The following is a 1,009-nucleotide window of genomic DNA, read 5'->3' on the forward strand; positions in this document are numbered from 1 at the left end:
GGCCGGGCGGGCGGCGGCCGGGCGCACGGGTGCCGCCTGGACGACGACCGGCGTGGCGACCGGGGCCGCGACCGGCGTGGCGACCGGCGTGACGACGGGTGCGCTCGGGACGACGACCGGGGTCAGCGACACGGACGCGACGACCGTCGTGGCGTCCGCGGCGCGCAGCACGTCAGCGACGGTGACCGGGACCGTCGAGGCGAGCTCCTGGTACCCGGCGGGGACCGCGGTGCTGCGCAGCTCGTACGCGCCGGTCGGGACGGCACCGAAGGACAGGCGGCCGTTCGCGTCCGTGGTCGCCGAGCCGATCAGCACGAGGTCGGCCGGCGCGGGCGCCGCGAGGAGACGCAGCGGCTCCGGCTCTGCCGGCTCGGGAGCCGGCGCGCCCCACAGCTCGAAGGTCGCATGCGCGACGGGCGCACCGGTCGTGGACCGGACGTCGACGTCGAGCGCGCGGTACGCCCGCACGAGCTCGACGTCGAGGTCGTACGAGCAGGTCATGAAGACGTCGGTGCCGCACGGGCCGAAGGTGCCCGACGTCTCGCCGACCGCCATGGAGCCGTCCGGCGCGTCGACCAGGCGGATCGTCACGGTCCGGCCGGCGGCGACGGTGTACCAACCCGGCACGGACCCCCAGGCGTCGGTCGTGCCCGTCCACTCGGGCTCGGGGCTCGTGCCCGCCACGTCGAGCTCGAACACCGCGCCCTCGAGGTTCGCGCCGTCCTCGGCGAACACACCGGCGTAGGTCTTGCCGGTGCCGTAGCAACCCTCGAGGCCGCCGTCGACGAGGCACGGGGGGAGCTCGGGGAGCTCGGGCTCGGACGGCAGCTCGGGGTCGCCCTCCGCAGCGGCCGCGAGGTCGGTCGCGGGCACCTCCTCGGCCGTCACGTCCGCGGGCTCCTCGGCCGGCTCCTCCGCGGGCGCGACCGGGACGTCGGCCGCGGGTGCGGTCTCCGCGGGTGCGGTCTCCGCCGCGGGTGCGGTGTCGGCGGCAGGGGCGACGTCGGCC

1 protein-coding gene is annotated in these 1,009 nt (G+C 77.4%); it reads right to left on the reverse strand.

Annotated elements, in window-relative coordinates; genetic code table 11:
• Positions 1 to 1,009 (reverse strand): prealbumin-like fold domain-containing protein (locus tag ICW40_RS20475; protein ID WP_221655812.1); only part of this gene is annotated, 1,009 nt, incomplete at both ends.

Source organism: Actinotalea ferrariae (assembly GCF_019733465.1).
Classification (GTDB): Bacteria; Actinomycetota; Actinomycetes; order Actinomycetales; family Cellulomonadaceae; genus Actinotalea; species Actinotalea ferrariae_A.